Genomic DNA, 25,831 nt, shown 5'->3' on the forward strand with positions numbered 1-25,831 from the left:
CCCGCCGGGCCCCGGGGCGCCCCCCGGTCCGGCCCCGGGGCCGGGGGCCCCAACCCCCCAACCCGCGGGGGGGGCGGCCCCGTTTGGGCCCGGCCCCCCCCGGCGGCACGTTTCTGCTGACGCTGTGGAGCGGTCAGCTCTCCTCGTGGGAGGCCACCGCGCGGCGCGCGTCCGCGTCCAGCACGCCCCAGCTGATCAGCTGCTCGGTGAGGACCGAGGGCGACTGGTCGTAGATGACGGCGAGTGTGCGCAGGTCGTCCTGGCGGATCGAGAGCACCTTGCCGTTGTAGTCACCGCGCTGGGACTGGATCGTCGCCGCGTACCGCTGCAGCGGGCCCGCCTTCTCGGCCGGCACGGTGGCGAGCCGCTCCAGGTCCAGGACCAGCTTCGGCGGCGGCTCGGCGGCGCCGCCCGGGGTGGTGCCCGGGAGCAGCTCCTGCACGGGAACGCCGTAGAAATCCGCCAGCTCGGCAAGGCGCTGTACGGTCACGGCGCGGTCGCCGCGCTCGTAGGAACCGACCACCACGGCCTTCCAGCGGCCCTGGGACTTCTCCTCGACACCGTGGAGGGAAAGGCCCTGCTGGGTGCGGATGGCCCGGAGCTTGGCCCCGAGCTGTTTGGCGTATTCGCTGGACATATAGCTCCCCGGACACTGTGTCGACGCGGACTGGCGTGATTCCCGCCGCGCGGTTGGTAACTCACTGTGAGGTTACGCAGCGTGACTCTCCTGCGTCAAGCCGAATGGTCCACACCGACTCTTCCGTGGTATCGGCACCTGATTGGGCCGAGCGGGTGATCCTGGGGGTGATCGAGGAGGGTCTCCGGGGTGTCGCCGGGGCCTGATACTGTGGATGGCGCAATCCCGACGTCCTTTAAGGTCCGTCCCGTGAGGCGGAGAAGGAGGTCCGTTTCGTATGGACACGCACGCCCACGCGCAAGCGTCCGATGCGAGGCCCGTTCTCGAGGGCCCCGACATCGCGCGGGTACTGACCCGCATCGCCCACGAGATCGTCGAGCGCGCCAAGGGCGCCGACGACGTGGTGCTCCTCGGCATTCCGACCCGAGGCGTCTTCCTCGCCCAGCGGCTCGCCGCCAAGCTCGAGCAGATCACCGAGCGCAAGATCCCGTGCGGCTCGCTGGACATCACCATGTACCGCGACGACCTGCGCATGCACCCGCCGCGCGCGCTGGCCCGCACCGAGATCCCCGGTGACGGCATCGACGGCAAGCTGGTCGTCCTGGTCGACGACGTGCTCTTCTCCGGTCGCACCATCCGCGCCGCCCTCGACGCCCTGAACGACATCGGGCGCCCCCGCGCGGTCCAGCTCGCGGTCCTCGTCGACCGCGGCCACCGCGAACTGCCCATCCGCGCCGACTACGTCGGCAAGAACCTCCCCACGTCGCTGCGGGAGACGGTCAAGGTCCAGCTCGCCGAGGAGGACGGTCGCGACACCGTGCTGCTCGGTGCGAAGGCCGACCAGTAGCAGACCGGGCGTACGGCCCGCTTCGGCGTGCCCACGTAGGCACCCGCGCCCGACCGTGCACCGGCTTGCCCGAATCCTCCCGAATGAACTGCCTTACGGAGCCTGACAGATGCAGCGTCATCTCATCTCGGCCGCCGACCTCACCCGCGACGACGCCGTCCTGATCCTCGACACCGCCGAGGAGATGGCCCGGGTGGCCGACCGTCCGATCAAGAAGCTGCCGACCCTGCGCGGCCGCACGATCGTCAACCTCTTCTTCGAGGACTCCACCCGCACCCGGATCTCCTTCGAGGCCGCCGAGAAGCGGCTCTCCGCGGACGTCATCAACTTCTCCGCCAAGGGCTCCAGCGTGTCCAAGGGCGAGTCCCTGAAGGACACCGCCCAGACCCTGGAGGCCATGGGCGTCGACGCCGTCGTCATCCGGCACAGCGCCTCCGGCGCGCCGTACCGCCTCGCGAACTCCGGCTGGATCGACGCGGTCGTGATCAACGCCGGCGACGGCACCCACCAGCACCCCACCCAGGCCCTGCTCGACGCCTTCACCATGCGCCGCCGCCTGGTCGGCAAGGACGCCGGGCTCGGCCAGGACCTCGCCGGCAAGCGCGTCACCATCGTCGGCGACGTGCTGCACAGCCGTGTCGCCCGCTCCAACGTCGACCTGCTGCACACCCTCGGCGCCGAGGTCACCCTCGTCGCCCCGCCCACCCTGCTGCCGGTCGGCATCGAGACCTGGCCGTGCCAGGTGTCGTACGACCTCGACAGCACCCTGCCGAAGTCCGACGCGGTGATGATGCTGCGCGTGCAGCGCGAGCGGATGAACGCCGCGTTCTTCCCCACCGAGCGCGAGTACGCGCGCCGCTACGGCCTCGACGGCGACCGCATGGCGAAGATGCCCGAGCACGCCATCGTGATGCACCCCGGCCCCATGGTCCGCGGCATGGAGATCACCGCCGAGGTCGCCGACTCCGACCGCTGCACCGTCGTCGAGCAGGTCGCCAACGGCGTCTCCATCCGGATGGCCGTCCTCTACCTGCTGCTGGGCGGCAACGAACCCGCCGTCACCCACGCCCGTACCGCCGAGGAGAAGTAAGACAGATGAGCAAGATCCTGATCCGTGGTGCGAAGGTCCTCGGCGGCGAGGAGCGGGACGTCCTGATCGACGGCGAGACCATCGCCGAGGTGGGCACCGGGCTGTCCGCGGAGGGCGCCGAGGTCGTCGAGGCGGGCGGCAAGGTGCTGCTGCCGGGCCTGGTCGACCTGCACACCCACCTGCGCGAGCCCGGCCGCGAGGACTCCGAGACCGTCCTCACCGGCACCCGCGCCGCCGCCTCCGGCGGTTACACCAACGTGTTCGCCATGGCCAACACCTTCCCCGTCGCCGACACCGCCGGCGTCGTCGAGCAGGTGTGGCGGCTCGGCAAGGAGTCCGGCTACTGCGACGTACAGCCCATCGGCGCCGTCACCGTCGGCCTCGAGGGCAGCAAGCTCGCCGAGCTGGGCGCCATGCACGAGTCCGCGGCCGGGGTGACCGTCTTCTCCGACGACGGCAAGTGCGTGCACGACGCGCAGATCATGCGCCGCGCGCTGGAGTACGTGAAGGCCTTCGACGGCGTCATCGCCCAGCACGCGCAGGAGCCGCGGCTGACCGAGGGCGCCCAGATGAACGAGGGCGTCGTCTCCGCCGAGCTGGGCCTCGGCGGCTGGCCGGCCGTGGCCGAGGAGTCGATCATCGCCCGCGATGTGCTGCTCGCCGAGCACGTCGGCTCCCGCGTGCACATCTGCCACCTGTCGACCGCCGGATCCGTCGAGATCGTCCGCTGGGCCAAGTCCCGCGGCATCCAGGTGACCGCCGAGGTCACCCCGCACCACCTGCTCCTCACCGACGAGCTGGTGCGCACCTACAACCCCGTCTACAAGGTCAACCCGCCGCTGCGCACCGAGCGCGACGTGATGGCCCTGCGCGAGGCCCTGGCCGACGGCACGATCGACATCGTCGCCACCGACCACGCCCCCCACCCGCACGAGGACAAGGACTGCGAGTGGGCCGCCGCCGCCATGGGCATGGTCGGCCTGGAGACCGCGCTGTCAGTGGTCCAGGCGACCATGGTGGACACGGGCCTGCTGGACTGGGCCGGCGTCGCCGACCGCATGTCCTTCAAGCCCGCGCGGATCGGACAGGCCACCGGCCACGGCCGCCCCGTCTCGGCTGGTGAGCCCGCCAACCTCACCCTGGTCGACACGGAATACCGTGGCCTCGTGGACCCCGCGGGCTTCGCCTCGCGCAGCCGCAACACCCCCTACGAGGGGCGTGAGCTGCCGGGCCGTGTCACGCACACGTGGCTCCGGGGCAAGGCCACGCTCGTCGACGGGAAGCTCACGTGACACCTGTACTCCTGCTGGCCGCCGAGAAGGAATCGGCGGAAGTGACCGACTGGGCCGCCCGCCTCGGCTGGGTCGTCGGTCTCGCCCTGTTCGTCGCGCTCGTCTACTGGCTGATGCGCGAGGGCTGGAAGTGGCGCGGCACCCTCCAGGGCGACCTGCCCGAGCTGCCCAGCGCGCCGGACGAGCCCGGCGAGGCGAAACTGACGATGAGTGGCCGCTACCACGGCTCCACCACCGCCGGGCAGTGGCTGGACCGCATCGTGGCGCACGGCCTGGGCACCCGCAGCCGGGCCGAGCTGACGCTGACGGACGCGGGACTGGACGTCGTACGCCCCGGGGCGACCGACTTCTTCGTCCCCGCCGCCGCGCTGCGTGAGGCCCGGCTCGACAAGGGCATCGCCGGCAAGGTCCTCACCGAGGGCGGACTGCTCATCGTGACCTGGGCACACGGCGACAAGCTGATCGACTCCGGCTTCCGCTCCGACCGCGCGGCCGAGCACAACGAATGGGTCGACGTCCTCAACTCCATGATCGAAACGAACACCAGGGAAGGCGCCGAACGATGACGACCTCCACCAGGGGAGCCAGCAGGGTTCCCGCCGTACTCGTCCTGGAGGACGGCCGAATCTTCCGCGGCCGCGCCTACGGGGCCGTGGGGGAGACCTTCGGCGAGGCCGTCTTCTCCACCGGTATGACCGGCTACCAGGAGACCCTGACGGACCCGTCGTACCACCGGCAGGTCGTCGTCATGACGGCCCCGCACGTCGGCAACACCGGCGTGAACGACGAGGACCCCGAGTCGAAGCGCATCTGGGTCGCGGGCTACGTCGTGCGCGACCCCGCGCGCGTGCCGTCCAACTGGCGCTCCCGGCGCTCGCTGGACGAGGAGCTGGCCGCCCAGGGCGTCGTCGGCATCAGCGGCATCGACACCCGTGCGCTGACCCGCCATCTGCGCGAGCGCGGCGCCATGCGCGTCGGCATCTTCTCCGGCAACGCGCTGCCCGACGAGGGCACCATGCTCGCCCAGGTCCGCCAGGCCCCCGAGATGAAGGGCGCCGACCTCTCCGCCGAGGTCGCCACCAAGGAGCCGTACGTCGTCCCCGCGATCGGTGAGAAGAAGTTCACCGTCGCCGCCGTCGACCTCGGCATCAAGGGTATGACCCCGCACCGGATGGCCGAGCGCGGCATCGAGGTGCACGTGCTGCCCGCCACGGCGAGCGTCGAGGACGTGTACGCCGTGAACCCGGACGGCGTGTTCTTCTCCAACGGCCCGGGCGACCCGGCCACCGCCGACCACCCGGTCTCCGTCATGCAGGCCGTGCTGGAGCGGGGCACCCCGCTGTTCGGCATCTGCTTCGGCAACCAGATCCTCGGCCGCGCGCTCGGCTTCGGCACCTACAAGCTGAAGTACGGCCACCGCGGCATCAACCAGCCGGTGCAGGACCGTACGACCGGCAAGGTCGAGGTCACCGCGCACAACCACGGCTTCGCCGTCGACGCCCCGCTCGACAAGGTCTCCGAGACCCCCTACGGCCGCGCCGAGGTCTCCCACGTCTGCCTCAACGACAACGTGGTGGAGGGCCTCCAGCTTCTCGACAAGCCGGCCTTCAGCGTCCAGTACCACCCCGAAGCGGCAGCCGGCCCGCACGATGCCGCCTACCTGTTCGACCGCTTCGTGAAGCTCATGGAGGGCCAGCGTGCCTAAGCGCACCGATATCCAGTCCGTCCTGGTCATCGGCTCCGGCCCGATCGTCATCGGCCAGGCCGCCGAGTTCGACTACTCCGGCACCCAGGCATGCCGCGTCCTCAAGGCCGAGGGCCTGCGCGTCATCCTCGTCAACTCCAACCCGGCGACGATCATGACCGACCCGGAGATCGCCGACGCCACCTACGTCGAGCCGATCACCCCCGAGTTCGTCGAGAAGATCATCGCCAAGGAGCGGCCCGACGCGCTGCTGCCCACCCTGGGCGGCCAGACGGCCCTGAACACCGCGATCGCCCTGCACGAGAACGGGGTCCTCGAGAAGTACGGCGTCGAGCTGATCGGCGCCAACGTCGAGGCCATCCACAAGGGCGAGGACCGCGACCTGTTCAAGGAGGTCGTGGAGGAGGTCCGCAAGAAGATCGGCCACGGCGAGTCCGCCCGCTCGGTCATCTGCCACTCCATGGACGACGTCCTCGCGGGCGTCGAGCAGCTCGGCGGCTACCCGGTCGTCGTCCGCCCCTCCTTCACCATGGGCGGCGCCGGCTCCGGCTTCGCGCACGACGAGGAGGAGCTGCGCCGCATCGCCGGTCAGGGCCTCACGCTCTCCCCGACCACCGAGGTGCTCCTGGAGGAGTCCATCCTCGGCTGGAAGGAGTACGAGCTGGAGCTGATGCGCGACAAGAACGACAACGTCGTGGTCGTCTGTTCCATCGAGAACTTCGACCCCATGGGCGTGCACACCGGCGACTCGATCACCGTCGCGCCCGCGATGACGCTCACCGACCGCGAGTACCAGGTGCTGCGCGACGTCGGCATCGCGATCATCCGCGAGGTCGGTGTCGACACCGGCGGCTGCAACATCCAGTTCGCGGTCAACCCCGCCGACGGCCGGGTCATCGTCATCGAGATGAACCCGCGCGTGTCCCGCTCCTCCGCGCTCGCCTCCAAGGCGACCGGCTTCCCGATCGCCAAGATCGCCGCCAAGCTCGCCGTCGGCTACACGCTGGACGAGATCCCGAACGACATCACGCAGGAGACCCCGGCCTCCTTCGAGCCGACCCTCGACTACGTGGTCGTCAAGGCGCCCCGCTTCGCCTTCGAGAAGTTCCCGTCCGCCGACTCCACCCTCACGACCACCATGAAGTCGGTCGGCGAGGCCATGGCCATCGGCCGCAACTTCACCGAGGCCTTCCAGAAGGCGCTGCGCTCCCTGGAGAAGAAGGGCAGCCAGTTCACCTTCGTCGGCGACCCCGGCGACAAGGACGAGCTGCTCCGCGCGGCCGTCCGCCCGACCGACGGCCGGATCAACACGGTCATGCAGGCCATCCGCGCGGGCGCCACCCCGGAGGAGGTCTTCGAGTACACGAAGATCGACCCGTGGTTCGTCGACCAGCTCTTCCTCATCAAGGAGATCGCCGACGAGCTCGCCGAGGCGCCCGAGCTGACCCGTGAGCTGCTGGCCGAGGCCAAGCGGCACGGCTTCTCCGACCAGCAGGTCGCCGAGATCCGCGGCCTGCGCGAGGACGTCGTCCGCGAGGTCCGCCACGCGCTCGGTATCCGCCCCGTCTACAAGACGGTCGACACCTGCGCCGCCGAGTTCGCCGCCAAGACGCCGTACTTCTACTCCTCCTACGACGAGGAGACCGAGGTCGCGCCGCGCGAGAAGCCCGCGGTGATCATCCTGGGCTCCGGCCCGAACCGCATCGGCCAGGGCATCGAGTTCGACTACTCCTGTGTCCACGCCTCCTTCGCACTGAGCGAGGCGGGCTACGAGACGGTGATGGTCAACTGCAACCCGGAGACCGTCTCCACCGACTACGACACCTCCGACCGCCTGTACTTCGAGCCGCTGACGCTCGAGGACGTGCTGGAGATCGTCCACGCGGAGCAGGAGGCCGGCCCGATCGCCGGTGTCGTCGTCCAGCTCGGCGGGCAGACCCCGCTCGGCCTCGCCCAGGCGCTGAAGGACAACGGGGTGCCGATCGTCGGCACGTCCCCGGAGGCCATCCACGCCGCCGAGGACCGCGGCGCCTTCGGCCGCGTCCTGAAGGAGGCCGGCCTGCCGGCCCCCAAGCACGGCACCGCCACCACCTTCGCCGAGGCCAAGGCCATCGCAGACGAGATCGGCTACCCGGTCCTCGTCCGCCCGTCGTACGTCCTCGGCGGGCGCGGCATGGAGATCGTCTACGACGAGGCGCGCCTGGAGTCGTACATCGCCGAGTCGACCGAGATCAGCCCCACCCGGCCGGTCCTCGTCGACCGCTTCCTCGACGACGCGATCGAGATCGACGTCGACGCGCTCTACGACGGCGAGGAGCTGTACCTCGGCGGCGTCATGGAGCACATCGAGGAGGCCGGCATCCACTCCGGCGACTCGGCGTGCGCCCTGCCCCCCATCACCCTCGGCGGCTTCGACATCAAGCGCCTGCGCGCCTCCACCGAGGCCATCGCCAAGGGCGTCGGCGTGCGCGGCCTGATCAACATCCAGTTCGCGATGGCGGGCGACATCCTCTACGTCCTGGAGGCCAACCCGCGCGCCTCGCGCACGGTGCCCTTCACCTCCAAGGCGACCGCCGTTCCGCTGGCCAAGGCCGCCGCCCGGATCTCGCTGGGCGCGACCATCGCCGAGCTGCGCGCCGAGGGCCTGCTGCCCAAGCACGGCGACGGCGGCGAGCTGCCGCTCGACGCGCCGATCTCCGTCAAGGAGGCCGTCATGCCGTGGTCGCGCTTCCGCGACGTCCACGGTCGTGGCGTCGACACGGTCCTCGGCCCGGAGATGCGTTCCACCGGCGAGGTCATGGGAATCGACGCCGTCTTCGGCACGGCGTACGCCAAGTCGCAGGCCGGCGCCTACGGCCCGCTGCCCACCAAGGGCCGCGCGTTCATCTCGGTCGCCAACCGCGACAAGCGCTCGATGATCTTCCCGGCCCGCGAGCTGGTCGCCCACGGCTTCGAGCTGCTGGCCACCTCCGGCACCGCCGAGGTCCTCAAGCGCAACGGCATCAACGCCACCGTGGTGCGCAAGCAGTCCGAGGGCGTGGGCCCCAACGGCGAGAAGACCATCGTCCAGCTGATCCACGACGGCGAGGTCGACCTCATCGTCAACACCCCGTACGGCACCGGCGGCCGCCTCGACGGTTACGAGATCCGTACGGCGGCCGTGGCCCGGTCCGTGCCGTGCCTGACGACGGTCCAGGCGCTCGCCGCCGCCGTCCAGGGCATCGACGCCCTCAACCACGGCGACGTGGGCGTCCGATCGCTCCAGGAACACGCGGAATTCCTGACCGCGGCCCGCGACTAGCAGCCGACGAGGGGGACACCGGAAACGGTGTCCCCCTCGTCATGAGGACACCGATGTACAAGATCTTCTTCAACCTCGTCTTCAAGCGGATGGACCCGGAGCAGGCCCACCACCTGGCCTTCCGCTGGATCCGTCTGGCCGTGCGCGTCCCCGTGCTGCGCACCTTCGTCGCGGCCGCGCTCGCGCCCCGGTACAAGGAGCTGCGCACCGAGGCCTTCGGCCTGCGCATGCACGGCCCGTTCGGGCTCGCCGCGGGCTTCGACAAGAACGCCGTCGCCATCGACGGCATGGCGATGCTCGGCTTCGACCACGTCGAGATCGGCACCGTGACCGGCGAGCCGCAGCCCGGCAACCCCAGGAAGCGGCTGTTCCGGCTGGTGAAGGACCGGGCGCTGATCAACCGCATGGGGTTCAACAACGAGGGCTCGCTCGCGGTGGCCGCCCGCCTCGCCTCCCGTACGCCGGTCTTCAAGACCGTCGTGGGCGTGAACATCGGCAAGACCAAGGTCGTGCCGGAGGAGGAGGCCGTCCTCGACTACGTGAAGTCCGCCGAGCGGCTGGCGCCGTACGCCGACTACCTGGTCGTGAACGTGTCGTCGCCCAACACCCCCGGGCTGCGCAACCTCCAGGCCACCGAGGCGCTGCGCCCGCTGCTGACCGCCGTGCGCGAGGCCGCCGACCGGACCGTCACCACGCGGCGCGTCCCCCTGCTGGTGAAGATCGCGCCCGACCTCGCCGACGAGGACATCGACGCGGTCGCCGACCTCGCCGTGGAACTCGGCCTGGACGGCATCATCGCGACCAACACCACCATCGCCCGCGAGGGCCTGGGCCTGAAGTCCGAGCCCTCCCTGGTCAAGGAGACCGGCGGCCTGTCCGGGGCGCCGCTGAAGGCACGCTCCCTGGAGGTGCTGCGCCGCCTCTACGCGCGCGTGGGCGACCGGATCACCCTGGTGGGCGTCGGCGGTATCGAGAACGCCGAGGACGCCTGGCAGCGCATCCTGGCGGGCGCGACGCTCGTCCAGGGCTACAGCGCCTTCATCTACGAGGGGCCCTTCTGGGGCCGCGGCATCCACAAGGGCCTCGCCGCGCGGCTGCGCCAGAGCCCGTACGCCACCCTCGCCGACGCGGTCGGCGCCGACGTGAGGAAGCCCCGATGACCGGCACGAGCCCCCTGGAATCCTTCGGCGCCCGGTTGCGCCGCGCCATGGACGACCGGGGTCCGCTGTGCGTGGGCATCGACCCGCACGCCTCCCTGCTCGCCGAGTGGGGCCTGAACGACGACGTGGCGGGCCTGGAGCGGTTCAGCCGCACGGTCGTCGAGGCGATGGCCGACCGGGTCGCCGTGCTCAAGCCGCAGAGCGCGTTCTTCGAGCGCTTCGGCTCGCGCGGCGTCGCGGTTCTGGAGAAGGCCGTCGTGGAGGCCCGCGCGGCCGGCGCGCTGGTCGTCATGGACGCCAAGCGCGGCGACATCGGCTCCACCATGGCCGCCTACGCGGAGTCGTTCCTGCGGAAGGACGCCCCGTTGTTCTCCGACGCGCTGACCGTCTCGCCGTACCTCGGCTACGGCTCCCTGAAGCCCGCCGTCGAGCTGGCCCGGGAGAACGGCGCCGGGCTGTTCGTGCTGGCGCTGACGTCCAACCCGGAAGGCGGCGAGGTCCAGCACGCCGTCCGCGCGGACGGCCGGAACGTGGGCGCCACGATGCTGGCCCACCTCGCGGCCGAGAACGCCGGGGAGGAGCCCCTGGGGTCCTTCGGCGCGGTCGTCGGGGCGACGCTGGGCGACCTGTCCTCGTACGACCTGGCGATCAACGGTCCGCTCCTCGCGCCCGGCATCGGCGCCCAGGGGGCCACGCCGGCCGATCTGCCCCGGGTCTTCGGAGCCGCGGTGCGCAACGTCGTCCCGAACGTCAGCCGGGGTGTTCTGCGTCACGGTCCCGACGTGGGTGCCCTGCGGAGCGCCGCCGACCGCTTCGCGGAGGAGATCCGGGCCGCGGTGACGCCGGTCTGAGACCTCCGCCGGGTCCTTCGGGGACGGCTCGAGGCTGGATACATCCTCAAATCCAGGGCAGTATGTCTGAAATATCCGGTCCTGACAGAGGCTGACCAGGACTTTTCCTCTGTTCTCGCTGACTCTGGCGGACTTGACCGCTAGTCTCCGACGAGTGGGGCCACCTCCCACGCCCGCGAGGCAGTGGGGGAGAACGGGCAAGCGTGTTGCTCGTGGCTCCCCAGGTGTGGGGCGACTAGGTTCCTCACCGGTCCGTATCCGACAGTTCGACATCCGAGGTGACGTAGGCGTGGCTCTTCCGCCCCTTACCCCCGAACAGCGCGCAGCCGCGCTCGAAAAGGCCGCCGCGGCTCGCCGGGAGCGGGCCGAGGTCAAGAATCGACTCAAGCACTCCGGCGCCTCCCTTCACGAGGTCATCAAGCAGGGCCAGGAGAACGACGTCATCGGCAAGATGAAGGTCTCCGCCCTCCTCGAGTCCCTGCCGGGCGTGGGCAAGGTCCGCGCCAAGCAGATCATGGAGCGACTCGGCATCTCCGAGAGCCGCCGCGTGCGTGGTCTCGGTTCCAACCAGATCGCCTCCCTCGAGCGCGAATTCGGCAGCACCGGCTCCTGACCCCCGGTTCGCCCGGGCATGGTCCCGGGCACTCCGGGATTGCTGGAATAATCGCTGCATGAGTGAACGTCCGCGGCTGACCGTGCTCTCCGGACCCTCCGGGGTCGGCAAGAGCACGGTCGTCGCCCATATGCGCAAGGAACACCCCGAGGTCTGGCTCTCGGTGTCGGCGACGACCCGCAAGCCCCGCCCCGGCGAGAAGCACGGAGTCCACTACTTCTTCGTCACCGACGAGGAGATGGACAAGCTGATCGCCAACGGCGAGCTGCTGGAGTGGGCCGAGTTCGCCGGCAACCGCTACGGGACGCCGCGCGCGGCCGTGCTGGAGCGCCTGGAGGCGGGTGAGCCCGTCCTCCTGGAGATCGACCTCCAGGGTGCCCGGCAGGTCCGCGAGTCGATGCCCGAGGCCCAGCTGGTGTTCCTGGCTCCGCCCTCCTGGGAGGAGCTGGTGCGCAGGCTGACCGGCCGGGGCACCGAACCGCCCGAGGTGATCGAGCGCCGGCTGGACGCGGCCAAGGTCGAACTCGCGGCCGAGCCGGAGTTCGACGAGACGCTGGTCAACACCTCCGTCCAGGACGTCGCCCGTGAGCTGCTAGCCTTGATGAACGTCGTGTGACCGTCCGTGGTCCCGCAGGCCTGGCTCACAGACCTGGACCACAGCCGTGGATCACACGGACTGCATCTTTCCCATCCATCGGAAGGTAGAGCGTGTCCTCTTCCATCTCCGCGCCCGAGGGCATCATCAACCCGCCGATCGACGAGCTCCTCGAGGCCACCGACTCGAAGTACAGCCTCGTGATCTACGCGGCCAAGCGGGCCCGCCAGATCAACGCGTACTACTCGCAGCTCGGCGAGGGTCTCCTCGAGTACGTCGGTCCGCTCGTGGACACCCACGTCCACGAGAAGCCGCTCTCGATCGCCCTGCGCGAGATCAACGCGGGACTGCTGACCTCCGAGGCCGTCGAGGGCCCCGGTCAGTAAGTCATACGATCAGCCCACAGCTGACTTTTCCACAGGCCCGGTAGCACGTCTGCCGGGCCTGTGGTGTCTCATGGGGGTGGTTGCACGTTTCCGAGGTCCGGGGAGAGTCGACGGTGGACAAGCCGAAGGTCGTACTGGGGGTCAGCGGCGGCATCGCCGCGTACAAGGCCTGTGAGCTGCTGAGAAGGCTCACCGAGTCCGGGCACGACGTCCGGGTCGTCCCCACCGCCTCCGCCCTGCACTTCGTCGGCGCCGCCACCTGGTCCGCGCTCTCCGGCAACCCCGTCTCCACGGAGGTCTGGGACGACGTCCACGAGGTGCCGCACGTCCGCATCGGCCAGCAGGCCGACCTGGTCGTCGTCGCCCCCGCCACCGCCGACATGCTCGCCAAGGCCGCCCACGGCCTCGCCGACGACCTGCTGACCAACACCCTCCTCACCGCCCGCTGCCCGGTCGTCTTCGCGCCCGCGATGCACACGGAGATGTGGGAGCACCCGGCCACCCAGGAGAACGTGGCGACGCTGCGCCGCCGCGGCGCGGTCGTCATCGAGCCCGCCGTCGGCCGCCTCACCGGCGTCGACACCGGCAAGGGACGGCTGCCCGAGCCGGCCGAGATCTTCGAGGTCTGCCGCCGGGTGCTGGCCCGGGGCGTGCGCGAGCCCGACCTCACCGGCCGTCATGTCGTGGTCAGCGCCGGCGGCACCCGCGAGCCGCTGGACCCGGTGCGCTTCCTCGGCAACCGCTCCTCCGGCAAGCAGGGGTACGCCCTCGCCCGCACGGCCGCCGCGCGCGGCGCCCGGGTCACGCTGATCGCCGCCAACACCGCGCTCCCGGACCCGGCCGGGGTGGACGTGGTCCAGGTCGGCACCGCCGTCCAGCTGCGCGAGGCGGTGCTGAAGGCGGCCGCGGACGCCGACGCGGTCGTCATGGCCGCCGCGGTGGCCGATTTCCGCCCCGCGGCCTACGCGGCCGGGAAGATCAAGAAGAAGGACGGCCAGGAGCCCGACCCGATCGTCCTCGTCCGCAACCCCGACATCCTCGCCGAGATCTCCACCGAACGGGCTCGCCCCGGTCAGGTGATCGTGGGCTTCGCCGCGGAGACCGACGACGTCCTGGCCAACGGCCGCAGAAAGCTCGAGCGCAAGGGCTGCGACCTGCTCGTGGTGAACGAGGTGGGGGAGCGCAAGACCTTCGGCGCCGAGGAGAGCGAGGCCGTGGTGCTGGCCGCCGACGGCGCCGAGACCCCCGTCCCGCACGGCCCCAAGGAGCAGCTGGCCGAAACCGTGTGGGACCTGGTCACCGAGCGCCTGACCTGACCGTCCGGCCGGCGGTCACTCTTTCGTCCGTACGGCGCGCCGGTCCGGCCCCGTGCTCCGGCATTCGGGGTGTGGCGCCCCTGGCCAATGCCACGGAGGATTGGGCAGAATGCCCGTGCCGCAGGTCACAGCGCTCCCGAGAGGCGAGACGGGTGGTCCCGCGGACGAGTGCGACCGATAAACTGTTCCAGGACGACGCCGGGCGCAGCCCCGTCCCGTCCACCAATGATCAGCCAGCAGCCGCTGCAACCACAGGGAGCGTTGTGTCCCGTCGCCTGTTCACTTCGGAGTCCGTGACCGAGGGTCACCCCGACAAGATCGCTGACCAGATCAGCGACACCATTCTCGACGCGCTGCTGCGCGAGGACCCGACCTCCCGGGTCGCCGTCGAGACCCTGATCACGACCGGTCTGGTCCACGTGGCCGGTGAGGTCACGACCAAGGCTTACGCCCCGATCCCGCAGCTCGTCCGGGACAAGATCCTGGAGATCGGCTACGACTCCTCGAAGAAGGGCTTCGACGGCGCCTCCTGCGGTGTGTCGGTGTCCATCGGCTCCCAGTCCCCGGACATCGCGCAGGGCGTCGACACGGCGTACGAGACCCGCGTCGAGGGCGACGAGGACGAGCTGGACCGGCAGGGCGCCGGCGACCAGGGCCTGATGTTCGGCTACGCCACGGACGAGACGCCGACGCTGATGCCGCTGCCGATCTTCCTGGCGCACCGCCTGTCGAAGCGCCTGACGGACGTGCGCAAGAACGGCACGATCCCCTACCTGCGCCCGGACGGGAAGACCCAGGTCACCATCGAGTACGACGGCGACAAGGCGGTCCGCCTGGACACCGTCGTCGTGTCCTCGCAGCACGCTTCGGACATCGACCTGGACTCGCTGCTCGCGCCCGACATCCGTGAGTTCGTCGTCGAGCCGGAGCTGAAGGCCCTGCTGGACGAGGGCATCAAGCTGGACACCGAGGGCTACCGGCTGCTGGTGAACCCGACCGGCCGCTTCGAGATCGGCGGCCCCATGGGTGACGCGGGCCTCACCGGCCGCAAGATCATCATCGACACGTACGGCGGCATGGCCCGCCACGGTGGCGGTGCCTTCTCGGGCAAGGACCCGTCCAAGGTGGACCGCTCGGCGGCGTACGCGATGCGCTGGGTCGCGAAGAACGTGGTCGCCGCGGGCCTCGCCGCCCGCTGCGAGGTGCAGGTGGCGTACGCCATCGGCAAGGCGGAGCCGGTCGGTCTCTTCATCGAGACCTTCGGCACCCACAAGATCGAGCCCGAGAAGATCGAGAAGGCCATCGACGAGGTCTTCGACCTGCGTCCGGCCGCGATCATCCGCGACCTCGACCTGCTGCGCCCGATCTACGCCCAGACCGCGGCGTACGGTCACTTCGGCCGTGAGCTGCCCGACTTCACCTGGGAGCGCACGGACCGCGTGGACGCGCTGCGTGAGGCGGCGGGGCTCTAAGACCCACGGTGCTCACGAGGCCCGGTGTCCCTTCGGGGCGCCGGGCCTCGGCGTGTGCGGTTCGCGTGAACGCAAGAGGCGATCTCGGGCCGTGCGCCGGTGTCAGTGGCGTTTGGTAAGAATGCAAGCGTGAGCAGCGAGAACGGGCGGGGCGGCGAGGGCGCGGAAGGTGCGCCGCCGGAGCAGCTCGCGCTCATCCGGGAGAGCGTGCGCAAGGCGAGGGAGCCGCGGGCCAAGCCGCGGACCTGGCGGGGTGCCGCGCTCGCCAGGGAACTGCCGGTCGCGCGGGTGCTCGTGGACAAGGGCGTGCTGCACCTCGACCGGTACTTCGACTACGCCGTGCCGGAGGAGCTGGACGCCGACGCACAGCCCGGCGTGCGGGTGCGGGTGCGGTTCGGGGCCGGGCGGCACCGGGTGCGCGAGGGCCGCCGTGAGGGCGGGGGCCTGATCGACGGCTTCCTGATCGAGCGGCGCGCCGAGTCCGACTACTCCGGACCGCTGGCCGCGCTCGCCCAGGTCGTGTCACCGGAACCCGTGCTCAGCGAGGAGCTGCTGGGGCTGGCCCGAGCCGTAGCCGACCGGTACGCGGGCAGCCTCGCCGATGTGCTGCAACTCGCCGTGCCGCCGCGCAACGCGCGCGCCGAGCAGCGGCCGTCGCCCGCACCGCTGCCACCGCCGCCGGCGCCCGAGGCGGGGCCCTGGGAGCGCTACGCGCGCGGTTCGGCGTTCCTGGCGGCGCTGGCCTCCGGGGGCGCCCCACGGGCCGTGTGGAACGCGCTGCCCGGCCCGCACTGGAGCGAGGAGCTGGCCCGGGCCGTCGCCGCGACTCTCGCCTCGGGGCGCGGCGCGCTGGTGGTCGTACCGGACGGTCGGGCCGCCGCACGCGTCGACGCCGCGCTGACGGACCTGCTGGGGGAGGGGCGGCACGCGCTGCTGACGGCCGATGCCGGGCCCGAGAAGCGGTACCGCGAATGGCTGGCTGTGCGCAGAGGGTCCGTGCGAGCCGTCGTGGGGACGCGCGCCGCCATGTTCGCTCCGGTGCGCGATCTCGGGCTCGTCGCCCTCTGGGACGACGGCGACGACAGCCACAGCGAGCAGCACGCGCCGCAGCCCCACGCGCGGGAGGTGCTGCTGCTGCGCGCCGCGCAGGACAAGTGCGCCTTCCTGCTCGGCGGCTGGAGCTGCACCGTGGAGGCCGCTCAACTGGTGGAGAGCGGCTGGGCCCGGCCCCTGGTCGCCGGGCGGGAGCAGGTGCGGGCCGCCGCTCCGCTCGTGCGGACCGTCGGAGACCAGGACCTGGCGCGCGACGAGGCCGCGCGCGCGGCCCGGCTGCCCACCCTGGCCTGGCAGGCCGCCCGGGAGGGGCTGAAGCACGGACCGGTCCTCGTGCAGGTGCCCCGACGGGGGTACGTCCCGCGGATGGCCTGCGCCCGCTGCCGCGAACCCGCCCGCTGCCGGCACTGCGCCGGACCGCTGGAGGCCTTGGAGGCGCAGGACGCCCAGGGAACCGGGGCTCTGCGCTGCGGCTGGTGCGGACGGGGCGAGGAGTCCTGGCACTGCCCGGAGTGCGGCTCGTTCCGGCTGCGCGCGCAGGTCGTCGGGGCCCGGCGCACCGCGGAGGAGCTGGGGCGGGCGTTCCCGGCGGTCCCGGTGCGCACTTCGGGGCGCGAGCACGTGCTGGACACGGTGCCGGGGACGCCCGCCCTGGTGGTGAGCACACCGGGCGCCGAACCCGTCGCGGAGGGCGGGTACGCCGCCGCGCTGCTGCTCGACGGCTGGGCCATGCTCGGCCGGCCGGATCTGCGCGCGGGCGAGGACGCGCTGCGGCGGTGGATCGCGGTCGGCGCGCTGGTACGGCCACAGCGGGCCGGCGGGACGGTGGTGATCGTGGCCGAGCCGACACTGCGGCCCGTGCAGGCGCTGGTGCGGTGGGACCCCGTCGGCCACGCGGTGCGGGAACTCGCCGAGCGGGCCGAGCTGGGCTTCCCGCCGGTGTCGCGGATGGCGGCGGTCTCCGGGACGGCGGAGGCGGTCGCGGAGTTCCTGGCCATGGTGGAACTGCCGCCCGAGGCGGAGGTGCTGGGGCCCGTGCCGGTGCCCGTCGCCGCGCCCGGCCGGCCCCGACGACCTGGCGCACCCCCGCCGGGCGAGCACTGGGAGCGCGCGCTGATCCGGGTCCCGCCGGGGCGCGGCGCCGCCCTGGCGAGCGCCCTGAAGGCCACCCAGGCGGCGCGGATGGCGCGGGGGAGCGGGGCGGCGGTGCGGGTGCGGATCGATCCGCCGGACATCGGTTGAGCGGTGCGGGCGGGGTGCGGTGCACACAGGGCGCGGTGCGGGCTGGGCGCGGTGCGGGCAGAGTGCGACGACACCTGGACAGGACGACACCCGAACACGACGACATCTGAACGGGACGACACCCGAACACGACGACACCCGAACACACGGAACTGCCCTCCCGGCCCCGTGCCGGGAGGGCAGGCAGGAGGGCCCGTCAGCCGTTGCGCGGCGCGGGGAACGCCGTCGGCCTCGCCTCGTCGCGCAGGGCCGGGCTGCCCGCCGTCGGCTGGGTCGGCATGGAGCGGGCGGCCGGGACCGTGGGGACCGTCGGCAGCCCGGCGCCCACGTTGACCGTGCGGGTGCCCGACGGCTCGGTGGCGCGCTCGGTCTCGGCGGCGGCCTGGGCGGCGGCGCGGCGCGAGCCGTACCGGCGGTGGACGGCCTGCTTGGTGACCCCGAGGGCGGAGCCCACCGCGTCCCACGAGAAGCCGAGCGAGCGGTCGAAGTCGACCGCGGCCGTCACCAGGGTCTCGACACTGTCCCGCAGTTCCTGGGCGAGACGGACCGTCGGGGCGGGGGCGCGTCCGTAGACGACGAAGCCCGTGGAGGGGCCGGAGCGGCGCGGGCGGTAGACGTTGCCCAGCTGGGCGGTGAGCGTGCGCAGCGCGTCCACCTGCCGGCGGACCCGCTCGATGTCCCGCACCAGCAAGTGCAGGCTGGCCCGAGCCTGGGCGTCGTGGGTTGCGTGGTCGGCCATGAACAAGCCTCTCGAACCGGCGTTGAAGAGAAAGGATCGGGCCGCGATCGCGGCCCGTAGTGGTCAACTCTTTCTTGACCAACGCCGATTCGGGCCGCTGGTCACGCACGGGGGGCGTATGGGCATATGCGTGCGCCCCCGAGGGGGATGCGCGCGGTGCCCGCCTGGGGGTTTCCCACCGTCAACGGCTCTGCGCCCATGGTCACTAGACTGGTGCGCTGCCCGCACCAACCCCGTCCGAGAGGCCCGTGCCCACCCATGAAGCTCGTCTTCGCCGGTACCCCCGAGGTCGCCGTTCCCGCCCTGGACGCCCTGCTGGCCTCCGGCCGGCACGAGGTGGCCGCCGTCGTCACCCGGCCCGACGCGCCGGCCGGGCGGGGCCGCAGGCTGGTCGCCTCGCCGGTGGCCGAGCGGGCGGAGGAGGCCGGCATCGAGGTGCTGAAGCCCGCGAAGCCGCGGGACCCGGAGTTCCTGGACCGGCTGCGCGAGATCGCCCCGGACTGCTGCCCCGTCGTCGCGTACGGCGCGCTGCTGCCGCGGGTCGCCCTCGACATCCCCCGGCACGGCTGGGTCAACCTGCACTTCTCGCTGCTGCCCGCCTGGCGCGGCGCGGCGCCCGTGCAGCACTCGATCATGGCGGGCGACGAGATCACCGGGGCCTCCACCTTCCTCATCGAGGAGGGCCTGGACTCCGGCCCGGTCTACGGCACGGTCACCGAGGAGATCCGCCCCACCGACACCAGCGGCGACCTGCTGACCCGGCTCGCCTTCGCCGGAGCGGGGCTGCTGGCCGCGACCATGGACGGCATCGAGGACGGCACCCTCAAGGCCGTACCGCAGCCCGCCGAGGGCGTCAGCCTCGCGCCGAAGATCACCGTCGAGGACGCGCACGTCGACTGGGCGGCGCCCGCGCTGCGGGTCGACCGCGTGGTGCGCGGCTGCACTCCGGCGCCCGGCGCGTGGACCACCTTCCGCGGGGAGCGGCTGAAGCTCATCCAGGTCGCCCTGGTGCCCGAGCGGACCGACCTGGCGCCCGGCAGGCTGTCCGCCGGCAAGAACAACGTCTACGTCGGCACCGGTTCGCACGCTGTCGAGCTGCTGTGGGTGCAGGCGCAGGGCAAGAAGCCGATGCGGGCGGCGGACTGGGCGCGCGGGGTGCGGATCGCCGACGACGAGTCCGTCGGGTCCTGACGACTTGACGCGAACCGGGTGCGGGGCCCGACGAGGTCCGGGGTGAGGCCCGGCGCGAGGGGTTCGCGCCCGTCGTACGCTGGTCGCACACCGTAGACAGAAAACCGGAGCACCTTTTCGTGAGCGACACCTCCCGGCGGCCCCGCAAGCCCGGCAAGCCCTACCGCCGGCCCCAGAAGGACCCCGTCCGCGTCCTCGCCTTCGAGGCGCTGCGCGCCGTGGACGAGCGGGACGCCTACGCCAACCTCGTGCTGCCGCCGCTGCTGCGCAAGGCGCGCGAGAAGGAGGGGCCCGAGAAGTTCGACGGGCGGGACGCCGCGCTGGCCACCGAGCTGGTCTACGGGACCCTGCGCCGGCAGGGCACCTACGACGCGGTCATCGCGGCCTGCGTCGACCGGCCGCTGCGCGAGGTCGACCCGCCGGTGCTGGACGTGCTGAGCCTGGGCGCGCACCAGTTGCTCGGCACCCGCATCCCCACGCACGCCGCCGTGTCCGCCACCGTGGAACTGGCCCGCGTGGTACTCGGCGACGGGCGCGCCAAGTTCGTCAACGCCGTGCTGCGCAAGGTCGCCCAGCACGACCTGGACGGCTGGCTGGAGCGGGTCGCGCCGCCCTACGACGAGGACCCCGAGGACCACCTCTCCGTCGTCCACTCCCACCCGCGCTGGGTCGTCTCCGCGCTGTGGGACTCGCTCGGCGGTGGCCGGGACGGCATCGAGCGGCTGCTGGCGGCGGACAACGAGCGTCCCGAGGTGACCCTGGTCGCCCGCCCCGGCCGGGCCACGGCCGAGGAGTTGCTGGCCGAGGAAGCCGCGGTGCCGGGTCGCTGGTCGCCGTACGCGGTCCGGCTCACCGAGGGCGGCGAGCCCGGCGCGATCGCGGCCGTCCGGGAGGGCCGGGCCGGGGTGCAGGACGAGGGAAGCCAGCTCGTCGCGCTGGCACTGGCCAACGCCCCGCTGGACGGGCCGGACGAGAAGTGGCTGGACGGCTGTGCCGGACCCGGCGGCAAGGCGGCGCTGCTCGCCGCGCTCGCGGCGGAGCGGGGCGCCACACTGCTCGCCTCGGAGAAGCAGACCCACCGGGCGGGACTGGTCGCCAAGGCCCTGCACGGCAACCCCGGCCCCTACCAGGTCATCGCCGCCGACGGCACCCGCCCGCCGTGGCGGCCCGGCAGCTTCGACCGGGTCCTCATGGACGTGCCCTGCACCGGGCTCGGCGCCCTGCGCCGCCGCCCCGAGGCCCGCTGGCGCCGCCGCCCCGAGGACCTGGACGGCTTCGCACCGCTCCAGCGCGCCCTGCTGCGCACCGCCCTGGAGTCCGTGCGCGTCGGCGGCGTCGTCGGCTACGCCACCTGCTCCCCGCTGCTGCCCGAGACCCGGGCCGTCGTCGCCGACCTGCTCAAGCAGTTCCCGGACGCGGAGATGATCGACGCCCGTCCGCTGATGCCGGGCGTCCCGCACCTCGGCGACGGCCCCGACATCCAGCTCTGGCCCCACCTCCACGGCACGGACGCCATGTACCTGGCATTGATCCGCCGCACCGCTTGAGCGCGCCCCAAGGGGCGCGGGGAACTGCGCGACCAGCCCCCCACCGGCCCGCAGCCGAGAATCAACCGGGACCGATGCCGCTAACCCCCGGAGGGCATGGCAGGCTTGGGTCATGGCCGTGCAGATCAACCCCAGCATCCTGTCCGCCGACTTCGCCCGTCTCGCCGACGAGGCGAAGGCGGTCGAAGGGGCCGACTGGCTCCATGTCGACGTCATGGACAACCATTTCGTCCCGAACCTCACGCTCGGAGTGCCGGTCGTCGAGTCCCTGGCCCGTGCGACGGACACGCCGCTGGACTGCCATCTGATGATCGAGGCCCCCGACCGCTGGGCGCCTCAGTACGTGGAGGCGGGGGCTTCCTCCGTCACCTTCCATGTCGAGGCTGCCGCCGCCCCGGTGCGACTGGCGCGGGAGATCCGGGCCAAGGGCGCCCGCGCCTCCATGGCGCTGAAGCCCGCCACGCCGATCGAGCCGTACGAGGACCTGCTCCCCGAGCTGGACATGCTGCTCATCATGACGGTGGAGCCGGGCTTCGGCGGCCAGGCGTTCCTCGACATCATGCTGCCGAAGATCCGCCGCACCCGTGAGCTGATCAGCAAGCACGGTCTCGAGCTGTGGCTCCAGGTCGACGGCGGAGTCTCGGCTTCCACCATCGAGCGGTGCGCCGACGCCGGCGCCGACGTCTTCGTGGCCGGATCGGCGGTCTACGGGGCATCCGACCCGGCCGAGGCGGTACGTGCACTACGCACCCAGGCGGAGGCGGCCACCGCCAAGGCGTCGTGGGCGTGCGACCACTGAGCGTCAGGAACGTGAACGGCGCCCATCAGGGCTGATCAAGCGCGCCGGATCTGCAAGGATGAACGGCGAATCCAGAGTGTGAACAGCAGTGAGGAGATCGCCGTGTCGGGTATGTCGGCGGGCCGGTCAGCCATGCGGATGGGACCCGCTGAGCTGGTGCAGGCGGCGGCCATGGCCCGCCGCTTCTACCTCGAGGGCAAGTCCAAGATCCAGATCGCGGAGGAGTTCGGCGTCAGCCGCTTCAAGGTGGCCCGGGTCCTGGAGACCGCCCTCGAACGGGACCTCGTACGCATCGAGATCCGCGTCCCGGCCGAGCTGGACGCCGAGCGCTCCGACGCGCTGCGCGCCCGCTACGGCCTCAGGCACGCCGTCGTGGTGGAGTCCCCGCCCGAGTCCGAGGAGACCCCCGACCCCGAGAACCTGGGGGAGGTGGCCGCGGACCTGCTCGGCGAGCTGGTCAACGAGGGCGATGTGCTGGGCCTGGCCTGGGGCCGGTCCACCATCCACATGGCGGCGGCGCTCGACCGGCTGCCGCCGTGCACCGTGGTGCAGCTGACGGGGGTGTACGACGCCGGGACCGCCGAGCGCGGCTCGGTGGAGGCGGTGCGGCGCGCCGCCCAGGTCTCGGGCGGTGACGCCCACCCCATCTACGCGCCGATGCTGCTGCCGGACGCGGCCACCGCGGCGGCGCTGCGCAACCAGACCGGGATCGCCCGGGCCTTCGAGTACTTCGACAAGGTCACGGTCGCCTGTGTCTCCATCGGCTCCTGGGAGCCGGGCATCTCGACGGTGCACGACATGCTCAGCGACGAGGAGCGGGCACACTACGCCTCCCTCGGCGTCGCCGCCGAGATGTCCGCGCACCTCTTCGACGCGGAGGGCCGCCGGATCGGCCGGGACCTCGGCGAGCGGTGCATCACCGTCAAGGCCGACCAGCTGCGCCGTATCCCCGAGGTCGTGGCCATCGCGGGCGGGCAGCGCAAGGGGCCCGCGATCGACGCGGTGCTGCGCTCCGGGCTGGTCACCAGCCTGGTCACGGACACCTCGGCCGCGGACTACCTGATGACGGCCGGTCCGACGCCGAAGCCGGCGCTGAACCGAGCGGACCCGGACGGACACTGACCGGTCCGGATCGGCTTCCGACGGACACCGGTGGGCACCGGTGGGTTCTGGCGGTCAGCCGGTGGGTACCGGCGGGCACCGGTGGGTCCCGACGGATCGGCGGGCACTGCCGGCCCGGCCGGACACCGGCGGGTCCCGGCGCATCCCGACGGAGCCCGGCGGCCCCAACGGACACCGGCGGGTCGGGCGGGCACCGTCCGGGCACTCGCGGGTCCGGATGGACCCCGCCGGACACCGGCGGGTCGGACGGACACCGTCCGGACACTCGCGGGTCCGGCCGGATACCGGCGGACACCGACGGGCCCCGACGGCGGGCGTCCCGGGGGCGGTCGTGCCAGCATCGGCGGCATGCTGCTGCGGTTCGTCCCCCGGGTGCTGCTGTGTCTGCTCTGTCTGCTCGCGCTGCCGGTCGGGTGCTCCGGCACCGACGAGCCCTCCGCTCCGCCGTGGGCCGACGGCATGGCCACCGTGCGGGAGGCGGACCTGCCCGCCGAAGCCGGGACACCCTCGCCCTCATCGACCGGGGCGGGCCCTTCCCGTACGACCGGGACGGCGCGGTCTTCGGCAACTTCGAGCGGCTGCTGCCCGCGCGCGAGCGGGGCTACTACCGCGAGTACACCGTCAGGACGCCGGGCTCCCCCGACCGCGGGGCCCGGCGCATCGTCACCGGGCGGGGCGGCGAGACCTACTACACCGACGATCACTACGACTCGTTCAGGGCGGTACTGAGATGACGGAAGTCGTGGTCACGCTGGACCTCGACGGGGTCACCGACAAGGCGGGCCTGATGGACCGCTGCGCGCGGACCCTCGCTCTGCCCGACTGGTTCGGGCGTAACTGGGACGCGCTGGCGGACAGCCTCACCGACCACGGCCTGTGGCCCGGGGACTCGGTCGAAAGGGGGCTGCTGGTCGTCGTGCGGAACTGGCAGGCGTACGCCGAGGCCCGCCCCGACGAGTGGCGGACCGCACGCGAGGTGTTCTCCCAGGCGACGGACGAGGCGCCCGCGCTCACCGTGGCGCTCGCCCTTGGAGGAACCTCCTAACGCCTCCCTGACCAGCTCGGATGAACAGCCCGTACATCCGCGAGGGCGTGCCATGGGAGAATGAAGTACGTGCTCTTTCCCCCTGGCTGACCTGTCCGGGGGCCACCTCTGATCGACTGGGATGTGCAGCACGTGCGTTTCCTCAACGACATCCAGCCCTCGTACGACCTGACGTACGACGACGTGTTCATGGTGCCGAGCCGCAGCGCGGTCGGCTCCCGCCAGGGCGTGGACCTCAGCTCCCCGGACGGCACGGGCACCACGATCCCGCTCGTCGTCGCCAACATGACCGCCATCGCCGGCCGCCGTATGGCCGAGACCGTGGCCCGGCGCGGCGGCCTCGTGGTCATCCCGCAGGACATCCCGATCGAGGTCGTCACCGACGTCGTCTCCTGGGTCAAGAGCCGCCACCTCGTGCTGGACACCCCCATCGTGCTGGCCCCGCACCAGACCGTGGCCGACGCGCTGTCGCTGCTGCCCAAGCGGGCGCACAACGCCGGTGTGGTCGTCGACGAGAACGAGCGCCCGGTCGGTGTCGTCACCGACGCGGACCTGACCGGCGTCGACCGCTTCACCCAGCTCGAAGTGGTCATGTCCAAGGACCTGCTCCTGCTGGACGCCGACATCGACCCGCGCGAGGCCTTCAACACCCTCGACCACCACAACCGGCGCTACGCCCCGGCGGTCGACAAGGACGGCAAGCTCGCGGGCATCCTCACCCGCAAGGGCGCCCTGCGCGCCACCCTGTACACCCCGGCCGTGGACGCGCACGGCAAGCTGCGCATCGCCGCAGCCGTCGGCATCAACGGCGATGTGGCGGGCAAGGCCAAGCAGCTCCTCGACGCGGGCGTCGACACCCTCGTCATCGACACCGCGCACGGCCACCAGGAGTCGATGATCAGCGCGATCAGGACCGTGCGCGCGCTCGACCCGCAGGTGCCGATCGTCGCGGGCAACATCGTCTCCGCCGAGGGCGTCAAGGACCTGATCGACGCGGGCGCCGACATCATCAAGGTCGGTGTGGGCCCCGGCGCCATGTGCACCACCCGCATGATGACCGGCGTGGGCCGGCCGCAGTTCTCCGCGGTGCTGGAGTGCGCCGCCGAGGCGAAGAAGTACGGCAAGCACGTGTGGGCCGACGGCGGTGTCCGCCACCCGCGCGACGTGGCCATGGCCCTCGCCGCCGGCGCGTCCAACGTGATGATCGGCTCCTGGTTCGCGGGCACCTACGAGTCCCCGGGCGACCTCCAGCACGACGCCAACGGGCGTGCCTACAAGGAGTCGTTCGGCATGGCGTCCGCGCGTGCCGTGCGCAACCGCACCTCGGAGGAGTCGGCGTACGACCGCGCCCGCAAGGCGCTGTTCGAGGAGGGCATCTCCACCTCCCGGATGTTCCTCGACCCGGCCCGCCCGGGTGTCGAGGACCTGATCGACTCGATCATCGCGGGCGTCCGCTCGTCCTGCACCTACGCCGGTGCCGCCTCCCTGGAGGAGTTCGCCGAGAAGGCGATCGTGGGCATCCAGAGCGCGGCCGGCTACGCCGAGGGCAAGCCGCTGCACGCCAGCTGGAGCTGACCCTCCGCGCCTCGTCCGAAGGCCCCCGTCCGTCCCCTCTCCGGGACGGACGGGGGCGTTCGCCGTTTCTCCCCGAAACCCACCCTGAACCACCGTCGCGCAACACTCGACAGCCCTCGTGCAACGAACCCCCGCTCTGCCCCCTTCAACGCAATGATCTTGCGGGTATGCGCAAGGTTGCTGCATTACAGCCGCAACGTCCCGCCCATAGAGTGTCGCGCTGTACGTGGCGTGGCGGGGACCCCGCTCGGTG

The 25,831-nt window shown here is 71.9% G+C and carries 22 protein-coding genes and 1 pseudogene; 21 read left to right on the forward strand and 2 right to left on the reverse strand.

The window, feature by feature from the left end; translation table 11 throughout:
- Positions 1-133: 133 nt before the first annotated feature.
- Complete coding sequence (gene bldD / locus ACIG0D_RS32995) at positions 134-637, reverse strand: transcriptional regulator BldD (RefSeq protein ID WP_004990661.1); 504 nt, start codon at positions 635-637, stop codon at positions 134-136.
- A 277-nt stretch (positions 638-914) separates the two neighbouring features.
- Here bldD and pyrR point away from each other — a divergent pair, with 277 nt between their 5' ends.
- From pyrR to ACIG0D_RS33065, 14 genes are all read left to right on the forward strand, one after another.
- Complete coding sequence (pyrR, locus tag ACIG0D_RS33000) at positions 915-1,484, forward strand: bifunctional pyr operon transcriptional regulator/uracil phosphoribosyltransferase PyrR (RefSeq protein ID WP_365765580.1); 570 nt, start codon at positions 915-917, stop codon at positions 1,482-1,484.
- A gap of 109 nt (positions 1,485-1,593) precedes the next feature.
- Positions 1,594-2,574 carry an aspartate carbamoyltransferase catalytic subunit gene (locus ACIG0D_RS33005; protein ID WP_399808466.1) on the forward strand — a complete coding sequence of 327 codons (981 nt, stop codon included), beginning with the start codon at positions 1,594-1,596 and terminating at the stop codon, positions 2,572-2,574.
- A 5-nt stretch (positions 2,575-2,579) separates the two neighbouring features.
- The gene (locus tag ACIG0D_RS33010; protein ID WP_399808469.1) at positions 2,580-3,866 is read left to right on the forward strand and encodes a dihydroorotase; all 1,287 of its coding nucleotides are present in this window, start codon (positions 2,580-2,582) and stop codon (positions 3,864-3,866) included.
- On the forward strand, positions 3,863-4,432 hold the full coding sequence (locus tag ACIG0D_RS33015; RefSeq protein ID WP_399808472.1) for a hypothetical protein: 570 nt from the start codon (positions 3,863-3,865) through the stop codon (positions 4,430-4,432). The genes ACIG0D_RS33010 and ACIG0D_RS33015 overlap by 4 nt, the downstream gene beginning before the upstream one ends.
- Positions 4,429-5,571 carry a glutamine-hydrolyzing carbamoyl-phosphate synthase small subunit gene (gene carA / locus ACIG0D_RS33020; RefSeq protein WP_399808475.1) on the forward strand — a complete coding sequence of 381 codons (1,143 nt, stop codon included), beginning with the start codon at positions 4,429-4,431 and terminating at the stop codon, positions 5,569-5,571. The genes ACIG0D_RS33015 and carA overlap by 4 nt, the downstream gene beginning before the upstream one ends.
- A complete protein-coding gene (gene carB, locus ACIG0D_RS33025) occupies positions 5,564-8,872 on the forward strand; it encodes a carbamoyl-phosphate synthase large subunit (protein ID WP_399808479.1) in 3,309 nt (1,102 codons plus the stop codon). Before carA ends, carB begins: the two co-directional genes overlap by 8 nt.
- Before the next feature lie 53 nt (positions 8,873-8,925).
- A complete protein-coding gene (locus ACIG0D_RS33030; RefSeq protein ID WP_399808665.1) occupies positions 8,926-10,032 on the forward strand; it encodes a quinone-dependent dihydroorotate dehydrogenase in 1,107 nt (368 codons plus the stop codon).
- Positions 10,029-10,883 (forward strand): orotidine-5'-phosphate decarboxylase, encoded by an 855-nt coding sequence (gene pyrF, locus ACIG0D_RS33035; RefSeq protein WP_399808482.1) that lies wholly within the window; start codon positions 10,029-10,031, stop codon positions 10,881-10,883. The genes ACIG0D_RS33030 and pyrF overlap by 4 nt, the downstream gene beginning before the upstream one ends.
- Positions 10,884-11,172: 289 nt before the next feature.
- Positions 11,173-11,496, forward strand: coding sequence for an integration host factor (locus ACIG0D_RS33040; RefSeq protein WP_003977346.1), 324 nt, complete (start codon positions 11,173-11,175; stop codon positions 11,494-11,496).
- A gap of 58 nt (positions 11,497-11,554) precedes the next feature.
- A complete protein-coding gene (gene gmk / locus ACIG0D_RS33045; protein ID WP_399808485.1) occupies positions 11,555-12,112 on the forward strand; it encodes a guanylate kinase in 558 nt (185 codons plus the stop codon).
- Positions 12,113-12,204: 92 nt separating this feature from the next.
- Positions 12,205-12,477 carry a DNA-directed RNA polymerase subunit omega gene (rpoZ, locus tag ACIG0D_RS33050; RefSeq protein WP_004933985.1) on the forward strand — a complete coding sequence of 91 codons (273 nt, stop codon included), beginning with the start codon at positions 12,205-12,207 and terminating at the stop codon, positions 12,475-12,477.
- A 113-nt stretch (positions 12,478-12,590) separates the two neighbouring features.
- Positions 12,591-13,793, forward strand: coding sequence for a bifunctional phosphopantothenoylcysteine decarboxylase/phosphopantothenate--cysteine ligase CoaBC (coaBC, locus tag ACIG0D_RS33055; RefSeq protein ID WP_399808488.1), 1,203 nt, complete (start codon positions 12,591-12,593; stop codon positions 13,791-13,793).
- Positions 13,794-14,056: 263 nt separating this feature from the next.
- Positions 14,057-15,265 (forward strand): methionine adenosyltransferase, encoded by a 1,209-nt coding sequence (metK, locus tag ACIG0D_RS33060; RefSeq protein WP_165996654.1) that lies wholly within the window; start codon positions 14,057-14,059, stop codon positions 15,263-15,265.
- Between the two features lie 129 nt (positions 15,266-15,394).
- Positions 15,395-17,560, forward strand: a complete 2,166-nt coding sequence (locus ACIG0D_RS33065) for a primosomal protein N' (protein ID WP_399808491.1) — start codon at positions 15,395-15,397, stop codon at positions 17,558-17,560.
- Positions 17,561-17,756: 196 nt separating this feature from the next.
- On the opposite strand, the gene ACIG0D_RS33070 is transcribed toward ACIG0D_RS33065, so the two are convergent.
- The gene (locus ACIG0D_RS33070; protein ID WP_399808494.1) at positions 17,757-18,299 is read right to left on the reverse strand and encodes a hypothetical protein; all 543 of its coding nucleotides are present in this window, start codon (positions 18,297-18,299) and stop codon (positions 17,757-17,759) included.
- A 258-nt stretch (positions 18,300-18,557) separates the two neighbouring features.
- On the opposite strand from ACIG0D_RS33070, the gene fmt reads away from it, so the two are divergent.
- From fmt to ACIG0D_RS33105, 7 genes and pseudogenes are all read left to right on the forward strand, one after another.
- Positions 18,558-19,490, forward strand: coding sequence for a methionyl-tRNA formyltransferase (gene fmt / locus ACIG0D_RS33075; protein ID WP_399808496.1), 933 nt, complete (start codon positions 18,558-18,560; stop codon positions 19,488-19,490).
- A gap of 119 nt (positions 19,491-19,609) precedes the next feature.
- Entirely contained in the window at positions 19,610-21,037 is a 1,428-nt protein-coding gene (locus ACIG0D_RS33080) for an RsmB/NOP family class I SAM-dependent RNA methyltransferase (RefSeq protein ID WP_399808498.1), read from the forward strand.
- A gap of 112 nt (positions 21,038-21,149) precedes the next feature.
- Positions 21,150-21,836 (forward strand): ribulose-phosphate 3-epimerase, encoded by a 687-nt coding sequence (gene rpe, locus ACIG0D_RS33085; RefSeq protein ID WP_365765554.1) that lies wholly within the window; start codon positions 21,150-21,152, stop codon positions 21,834-21,836.
- A 78-nt stretch (positions 21,837-21,914) separates the two neighbouring features.
- Positions 21,915-22,958, forward strand: a complete 1,044-nt coding sequence (locus tag ACIG0D_RS33090) for a sugar-binding transcriptional regulator (protein ID WP_399808502.1) — start codon at positions 21,915-21,917, stop codon at positions 22,956-22,958.
- A 348-nt stretch (positions 22,959-23,306) separates the two neighbouring features.
- Positions 23,307-23,692, forward strand: a pseudogene (locus ACIG0D_RS33095) (ribonuclease domain-containing protein).
- Entirely contained in the window at positions 23,689-24,003 is a 315-nt protein-coding gene (locus ACIG0D_RS33100) for a barstar family protein (protein ID WP_399808505.1), read from the forward strand. Before ACIG0D_RS33095 ends, ACIG0D_RS33100 begins: the two are co-directional and overlap by 4 nt.
- A 132-nt stretch (positions 24,004-24,135) precedes the next feature.
- Positions 24,136-25,578: a GuaB1 family IMP dehydrogenase-related protein gene (locus ACIG0D_RS33105; RefSeq protein ID WP_399808667.1), complete on the forward strand. Its 1,443-nt coding sequence runs from the start codon at positions 24,136-24,138 to the stop codon at positions 25,576-25,578.
- Positions 25,579-25,831: the final 253 nt, after the last annotated feature.

Source organism: Streptomyces sp. NPDC052773 (assembly GCF_044547145.1).
In the GTDB taxonomy this organism is placed as follows: domain Bacteria; phylum Actinomycetota; class Actinomycetes; order Streptomycetales; family Streptomycetaceae; genus Streptomyces.